The following is an 8,016-nucleotide window of genomic DNA, read 5'->3' as shown; positions in this document are numbered from 1 at the left end:
TAAAACCGATAACTGCCAATTTCAGCCACGCACTTTGAGAGGAAAGAAAAAATAAAAAACTTCGTCGTCTCTCTTACCTCGTACTTCCCATAGTCGATAATTGCCATTTTAGAAAGCCGTCCTTAGGGCGGCTTTTTTCGTACCTGATTTTTTATAAAAAAAGATTTTTTGGCGAGTTAAATGCTTTTTCAGAAGTAAAACAGAACTTTAGATTGAAATAAACGAATTTTTGCTTCCTATAAGATGAAAAATTGCAGTAAAATCAGTGCGATTCGATGTTTTTAGCTCCCACAGCAATACGATCCAGCTATCGTAAAGATAAATGACTTAAATTATTGATATACAGTTATATATAACAGTTTAAGTTTTTTTGAAAGTAGTTTTGGTTCTTAGCATTCCAATCTATAGTGTTTGTAAGAAGTTAACTTTAAATTTTATAAGCGAATTAAATTTTAGAATGAACAATAAATACAGTAAAATATTAACCCAAAGTGAATCTCAGCCAGCATCGCAGGCTATGCTTCACGCGATAGGATTAACCAAAGAAGATTTTAAGAAACCATTTGTAGGTGTTGCCAGTACAGGTTATGAAGGTAACCCGTGTAACATGCACCTAAACGATCTGGCAAAGCTTGTAAAACAAGGTTGTAACGAGAATGAGCTTGTAGGCCTTATTTTTCATACTATTGGTGTGAGCGACGGGATCTCCATGGGAACTCCGGGTATGCGGTATTCCCTGCCTTCCCGCGATATTATTGCAGATTCTATGGAAACTGTAGTGCATGCAATGTCATACGATGGGATGGTCACAGTTGTTGGTTGCGATAAGAACATGCCCGGAGCCCTTATGGCAATGCTGCGTATTAACCGCCCTGCTATCCTGGTTTACGGCGGTACTATAGCTTCAGGGTGTCACAAAGATCAAAAACTGGATGTTGTTTCGGTTTTTGAAGCCTGGGGTTCAAAAGTATCAGGAGATATTAGTGATGAAGATTACAATGCGGTGATAGAAAAAGCATGTCCCGGTGCAGGTGCCTGTGGAGGGATGTATACTGCCAATACCATGGCTTCAGCTATAGAAGCGCTTGGAATGGCTTTACCTTATAATTCTTCCAATCCTGCAGTTGGAGAAGAGAAAAGTTTAGAAAGTATAAAGGCAGGAAAAGCAATGAACTTGCTTATAGAAAAAGATATTAAACCACGGGATATTGTAACCAAAAAGGCGATAGAGAATGCCATAAGGCTACTTACCGTTTTAGGTGGTTCTACCAATGCAGTGTTGCATTTTCTGGCTATAGCCAAAGCTGCAGAAGTGGATTTCACGTTGACAGATTTTGAAAAGATATGTGATAGTACTCCGTTTCTGGCAGATTTAAAGCCGAGTGGGAAATATGCTATGGAAGACGTTCACAGGGTGGGCGGAATTCCTGCGGTTTTAAAATATATGCTAAAGAACGATATGCTTCACGGCGATTGCTTAACCGTTACAGGAAAAACACTTGCTGAAAATTTAAATGAAGTGCCAGATCTTGAAGACGGTCAGGATGTGCTGAGAACCTTGGATAACCCAATCAAGAAAACAGGGCATATCCGTATACTCTATGGAAATTTAGCTGAAGAAGGTTCTGTGGCAAAAATCACTGGAAAAGAAGGATTGCAATTCATTGGGAAAGCAAGGGTCTTTAATAGTGAATATGAAGCAAACGACGGTATTTCCGAAGGGAAAGTGAAAAAAGGCGATGTGGTGGTAATACGTTACGAAGGCCCAAAAGGTGGACCCGGAATGCCTGAAATGCTTAAACCTACAGCTGCAATTATGGGAGCTAAACTTGGGAAAGATGTAGCACTTATTACAGATGGTAGGTTTTCTGGTGGAACACATGGCTTTGTAGTTGGGCACATCACCCCGGAAGCTCAGCAAGGCGGACTTCTGGCTTTTCTTAAGGATGGTGACGAAATTACCATTAACGCCGAAACCAACAGGATTGAAGTAGCTCTTTCAGAAGAAGAAATAGCAGAAAGAAAGAAAAATTGGGTGGCTCCTGCCTTAAAATTTAGCAAAGGAGTACTTTATAAATATGCGAGAACGGTTTCTTCGGCTTCACAGGGCTGTGTTACCGATGAATTTTAATATGGTGAATTATGGAAGTAAAAACAGCTAGTTTTGAAAAAATGAGCACCCAGACGACCACAAAGGTGTCAGGGGCCGAAGCGGTAATAAAATGTTTGCTGGAGGAAGGTGTAGACACCATCTACGGATATCCCGGAGGCGCTATTATGCCCGTTTATGATGAATTATATAAATATCAGGATAAACTCCACCATGTCCTTACAAGGCATGAGCAGGGTGCAACTCATGCTGCCCAGGGTTATGCCCGCGTTACGGGAAAAGTAGGTGTGGCTGTGGCTACTTCAGGTCCGGGAGCGACAAACCTTGTGACAGGAATTGCAGATGCTCAGATAGATTCAACACCAATGGTTTGTATAACAGGCCAGGTAGGTTCGCATTTATTGGGAAGTGACGCTTTTCAGGAGACCGATATTGTGGGAATTTCAACCCCCATCACTAAATGGAATTATCAGGTAACCAAAGCAGAAGAGATTCCGGAGATAATTGCCAAAGCTTTCTACATTGCGAAATCTGGTCGTCCCGGTCCTGTATTGGTAGATATCACTAAAGATGCGCAATTTGCCTCTATTGATTTTAGTTATAAAAAATGTTCAGGGATCAGGAGTTATAATCCGTATCCGGAAGTAAATCTTGCGCAGGTACAAAAAGCTGCTGAGGCTATTAATAATGCTAAAAAACCTTTAATCGTTTGGGGGCAGGGTGTTATCCTTGGGGGCGCCGAAGATCTTTTCAGGCAGGTTGTGGAAAAATCTGGTGTTCCTGCAGCATGGACCATCCTGGGTCTTTCAGCCTTGCCAACAGAGCATCCTCTTAACGTGGGAATGGTTGGAATGCATGGGAATTATGGTCCTAATATGCTTACGAATGAATGTGATGTCCTTATCGCAATCGGGATGAGGTTTGACGACAGGGTAACCGGTAATCTGGAGCATTACGCTAAGCAAGCTAAGGTGATCCATTTTGAAATTGATCCTGCAGAAATTAATAAAAATGTATATGCCGATATTCCTGTATTGGGGAATGTGAAGGAAACGCTTAATACTTTACTCGAGCTTTTAAAACCTAATAAGCATGAAAGTTGGCACCAGGAGTTTAAAGACATGTATAAAACCGAATATGAAAAAGTCATAAAAGGTAATATGGATGTTACTAAGGCTAACCTTGGAATGGGTGAGGTGATCCAGGAAATAAATAACTTCTCTAATGGAGATGCTGTAATTGTTTCTGATGTTGGCCAGCACCAGATGGCTGCCTGCAGGTATGCAAAATTCAATTCTACCCGAAGTAATGTAACTTCCGGCGGACTGGGAACGATGGGCTTTGCTTTACCCGCAGCTATTGGGGCCAAAATGGGCGCGCCACAGCGTGAGGTGGTAGCCATAATCGGGGACGGTGGTTATCAAATGACCATTCAGGAACTGGGGACTATTTTCCAGACTAAAGTGCCGGTGAAGATTGTAGTTTTAAACAACGGCTTTTTAGGAATGGTAAGGCAATGGCAGCAATTATTTTTTGATAAGCGCTATGCGTCTACAGAAATGGTAAATCCTGACTTTGTAACGATCGCCAAAGGATATCATATTAAAGCCAATCAGGTGACCGAGCGTTCGCAGTTAAAAGATGCTATTCAGGAAATGATGGAATCTAAAGATGCCTATTTCCTGGAAGTTAAAGTTGAACAGGAAGAAAACGTCTTTCCAATGATACCAACCGGAGCGGCAGTTTCAGAAATACTATTAGAGTAATGGAAAAGAAAAACTATACCGTATCAATTTATACGGAAAACAATTTGGGTTTATTGAGCAGGATTGCTGCAATTTTCCTGAAGAGACATATCAATATTGAAAGTATTACTGCTTCGCCAAGCGAAGTAAATGAAGTAATGCGGTTTATTATTGTGGTGAATGTAACCGAAGAGCAGGTGAGAAAAATAATTGGTCAAATAGAAAAGCAAATAGAGGTTATTAAGGCTTTTTATCATACAGATAAGGAAACCATTTACCAGGAAACAGCGCTTTATAAAATCAAATCTGAGGAATTTCTGAACGATTTAAATATTCAGGATTTTATCAAGGAGACAAATGCCAGGATTGTGACTGTTACCCGGGACTTCTTTGTGGTTGAAAAAACCGGAAAGCGTCATGAGGTAGATCATTTGTACGAGATTTTAAAACCATACGGATTAATGCAGTTTGTAAGATCCGGTACTATTGCTGTAACCAAAAACGAAATGCCAATTTCAGGAATATTAGAAAAATTTAATACTACAAAAACGATATCATGACAAACTATTTTAACAGCCTTTCTTTACGTGAACAATTAGCCCAGCTTGGAACCTGCCGCTTTATGGCGTTGGATGAATTTAGTGAAGGTGTGGCTGCCTTAAAAGATAAAAAAATAGTTATAGTGGGCTGCGGTGCCCAGGGACTTCATCAGGGTTTAAATATGCGCGATAGTGGCTTGGATATTTCCTATACCCTTAGAGAAGGTGCTATTAAAGAAAAGCGCCAGTCCTGGAAAAACGCAACAGAAAATAATTTTAACGTCGGGACTTACGAAGAAATGATCCCGCAGGCAGATTTGGTAATCAACCTTACACCAGACAAGCAGCATACTTCTGTAGTAAAAGCTATTATGCCTCACATAAAAAAGGATGCTGTACTTTCTTATTCTCACGGTTTCAATATTGTTGAAGAAGGAATGCAGGTGCGTGATGATATTACCGTGATCATGGTGGCGCCTAAATCGCCGGGTTCTGAAGTTAGGGAAGAATATAAAAGAGGTTTTGGTGTACCGACTTTAATTGCCGTACACCCCGAGAATGATCCTCAAGGAATCGGTTTTGAATGGGCAAAAGCCTACGCTGTGGCAACAGGAGGGGATAAGGCCGGGGTATTGGCTTCATCTTTTGTAGCTGAAGTAAAATCAGATTTAATGGGAGAACAGACAATCCTTTGTGGTGTTCTTCAAACAGGTTCTATCCTTACTTTCGACAAAATGGTTGCAGATGGTATTGAACCTTCTTATGCAGCGAAGCTTATTCAGTATGGTTGGGAAACAATTACTGAAGCTTTAAAACATGGTGGTATAACCAATATGCTGGATAGGTTGTCCAACCCGGCAAAACTTAGAGCTAATGAGATTTCTGAAGAGCTGAAGGTGCAGATGCGACCTCTTTTTCAGAAACACATGGATGATATTATTTCCGGTGCTTTCAGCAGCCGAATGATGAAAGACTGGGCTAATGATGATAAGGAATTGCTGGAGTGGCGTGCTGCTACAGAAAATACTGCCTTTGAAAAGACCGAGGCAACTTCTGAAGAAATTAAAGAGCAGGAATATTTTGATAAAGGAATACTATTGGTAGCTTTTGTAAAGTCCGGAGTGGAACTTGCTTTTGAAACAATGGTAGAGGCAGGAATTATTGCCGAATCTGCTTATTACGAGTCTTTACATGAGACTCCGCTAATTGCCAATACTATCGCCAGGAAGAAATTGTTTGAAATGAACCGTATTATTTCAGATACGGCAGAATACGGTTGTTATCTTTTTGATCATTCCTGCAAGCCTTTAATAAAGGACTATATCAACAACTTGGAACCAGATGTTGCTGGAAAATCTTATGGAACTGATTATACAGGAGTGGATAATCAGGAATTAATCGCGGTTAACGATGCTATCAGAAATCATCCGGTTGAGAAAGTGGGAGGCGTGCTGAGAAAAGCAATGACTGCAATGGAAAAAATACACGAATAATGAAAACTTTGCTGGCAGATCACGAAACATACAGGCCTAATTTGGAAGCGGTAAAAGATGCTGCAGAGCGTATTTCCAAGGTGGCAATTAAAACACCTCTTGCCGAATCTTTTACCTACAGTAGTAGGTACGAGGCGAAGGTAATGTTAAAAAGAGAAGATCTTCAGCAGGTTCGTTCCTATAAGATTCGTGGAGCTTATAACAAGATTTCAAGTTTAACGCAGGAGCAGCTGGATCGAGGTGTAATATGCGCCAGTGCCGGTAATCATGCGCAGGGAGTGGCCTTTGCCTGTAATAAATTGCAGGCAAAGGGCATTATCTATATGCCAATTACTACCCCACGGCAAAAAGTAGAGCAAACCCAGATGTTTGGAGGAGAATGGGTGGATGTTGTCCTTAAAGGAGACACGTTTGACGATTCTTACAAAAATGCCATCAAACATGGAGACAAGTCGGGAGCGGTATTTATACATCCTTTTGATGATGAAAAAGTTATAGAAGGCCAGGCCACAATTGCTTTAGAGATTCTGGAGCAGGCAGATGCTCCTATAGATTATATTTTTGCTCCTCTTGGCGGTGGCGGACTTTTAGCCGGAATTTCGTCAGTTTTTAAACAGCTTTCACCAAATACAAAAATAATAGGTGTGGAGCCCGAAGGTGCGCCCTCTATGTCCTTTTCCTTAAAAGAAGGAAAGGTCGTGGAGCTGTCAGAAATTGAAAGGTTTGTTGACGGGGCAGCTGTACAAAGAGTGGGTTCCAGAAATTTTGATATTTGTAAAGAAAATCTGGATAAAATGGTAACTGTTCCTGAGGGAAAAATCTGCCAGACCATCCTGGATCTTTATAATCAGGATGCTATTGTGGTGGAACCTGCGGGAGCTATGGCAATTTGTGCTTTGGATTCTTTTGCTGAAGAAATTAAAGGAAAAAATGTTGTTTGTATTGTGAGTGGTAGTAATAATGATATAACCCGTACAGCTGAAATTAAGGAAAGAGCATTATTATATTCCGGGCTTAAGCATTATTTTATTATCAGCTTTCCCCAACGTGCCGGGGCTTTGAAGGAGTTTGTGGCTAAAGTACTTGGACCGTATGACGATATTACTCATTTTGAATATTCTAAAAAACATCACAGGGAAAACGGTCCTGCCGTTGTTGGTATTGAGTTAAAAGATCCTGCCGATTTTGGTCCGCTGGTGGAAAGAATGAAGAAAAAGAACTTTTATGGAGAATATTTAAATGATAAACCAAATTTATTTCAATTTTTAGTCTGAGGGATTTTGTCGCTTAATAATTTTATGTACATTTATAATATGATTTCAACAAGACAAGTATTATTACCCGAGTTTCGCCGCTGCCCCAGCATTCGCAGGTAAGCGATTTGTTTCCGTGCAAAAGGTAATTATTATTTTGAAATCATCTACATTGAAAAATCTAAGCGACATACTAAAAACGGCAAATTTCAGGACTTTTCCTGAAGCTTCTCCCATGCGCCGCTTTTTCCCCCGCACGTAAGTGCGCGTGTAATTTTATGGAACTCAAGGTGAGTCCGGTTCCCCTCTCAGAAGACAAAAATCGAATTAATTTTTTCAACAAAATTTTTAGCAGATGAAGATTATCATTGCTAACAAATCTCATGCTTCCTTTGCAGAGATTATTTGTACTACTATAGAAGAATCGGCTAAAGTCCGTGGCACCGGCATTGCTCGTCGTACTCCAGAATATGTCATTAGTAAGATGGAAAAGGGGAACGCGGTAATAGCTCTGGATGGAAACAAGTTCGCCGGCTTCTGTTACATAGAAACCTGGAGCCATGAAAAGTACGTGGCAAATTCGGGGCTCATTGTGCACCCCGACTACAGGAACCAGGGACTTGCAAAGGATATAAAAGAGGTTATCTTCAAATACTCCCGGGAAAAATATCCTTCAGCTAAAATCTTCGGAATTACCACCGGGCTGGCTGTAATGAAGATCAACTATGAGTTGGGTTATCAGCCTGTTACTTTCTCTGAACTTACCGATGATGATAGTTTTTGGAAAGGCTGCCAGACCTGCAAGAATTATGACATCCTTACCAGGACAGAGCGAAAAATGTGCCTTTGCACCGGTATGATGTACGATCCCGAGAA

The 8,016-nt window shown here is 40.7% G+C and carries 6 protein-coding genes; all 6 read left to right on the top strand.

Features of this window, described 5'->3' with window-relative positions:
- Positions 1-457 precede the first annotated feature (457 nt).
- Positions 458-2,131, top strand: coding sequence for a dihydroxy-acid dehydratase (gene ilvD, locus RM529_RS15170; protein WP_311485598.1), 1,674 nt, complete (start codon positions 458-460; stop codon positions 2,129-2,131).
- Between the two features lie 11 nt (positions 2,132-2,142).
- Positions 2,143-3,876 carry a biosynthetic-type acetolactate synthase large subunit gene (gene ilvB / locus RM529_RS15165; RefSeq protein WP_311485597.1) on the top strand — a complete coding sequence of 578 codons (1,734 nt, stop codon included), beginning with the start codon at positions 2,143-2,145 and terminating at the stop codon, positions 3,874-3,876.
- Complete coding sequence (gene ilvN / locus RM529_RS15160) at positions 3,876-4,415, top strand: acetolactate synthase small subunit (protein WP_311485596.1); 540 nt, start codon at positions 3,876-3,878, stop codon at positions 4,413-4,415. The genes ilvB and ilvN overlap by 1 nt, the downstream gene beginning before the upstream one ends.
- Complete coding sequence (gene ilvC / locus RM529_RS15155) at positions 4,412-5,887, top strand: ketol-acid reductoisomerase (RefSeq protein WP_311485595.1); 1,476 nt, start codon at positions 4,412-4,414, stop codon at positions 5,885-5,887. The genes ilvN and ilvC overlap by 4 nt, the downstream gene beginning before the upstream one ends.
- Positions 5,887-7,161 (top strand): threonine ammonia-lyase IlvA, encoded by a 1,275-nt coding sequence (gene ilvA, locus RM529_RS15150; protein WP_311485594.1) that lies wholly within the window; start codon positions 5,887-5,889, stop codon positions 7,159-7,161. The genes ilvC and ilvA overlap by 1 nt, the downstream gene beginning before the upstream one ends.
- A gap of 334 nt (positions 7,162-7,495) precedes the next feature.
- The coding region (locus RM529_RS15145; RefSeq protein WP_311485593.1) for a GNAT family N-acetyltransferase at positions 7,496-8,016 on the top strand (521 nt) is incomplete at its 3' end.

It is taken from the genome of Autumnicola edwardsiae (genome assembly GCF_031846505.1).
GTDB classification, from domain to species: Bacteria; Bacteroidota; Bacteroidia; order Flavobacteriales; family Flavobacteriaceae; genus Autumnicola; species Autumnicola edwardsiae.
This window is presented reverse-complemented; position numbering and strand designations above follow the sequence as displayed.

Excerpts from the sequence above, each read along its gene's own strand:
- ilvB (WP_311485597.1), top strand. The coding sequence starts at position 2,143 with ATGGAAGTAAAAACAGCTAGTTTTGAAAAAATGAGCACCCAGACGACC.
- ilvA (WP_311485594.1), top strand. The coding sequence starts at position 5,887 with ATGAAAACTTTGCTGGCAGATCACGAAACATACAGGCCTAATTTGGAA.
- ilvD (WP_311485598.1), top strand. The coding sequence starts at position 458 with ATGAACAATAAATACAGTAAAATATTAACCCAAAGTGAATCTCAGCCA.
- ilvN (WP_311485596.1), top strand. The coding sequence starts at position 3,876 with ATGGAAAAGAAAAACTATACCGTATCAATTTATACGGAAAACAATTTG.
- ilvC (WP_311485595.1), top strand. The coding sequence starts at position 4,412 with ATGACAAACTATTTTAACAGCCTTTCTTTACGTGAACAATTAGCCCAG.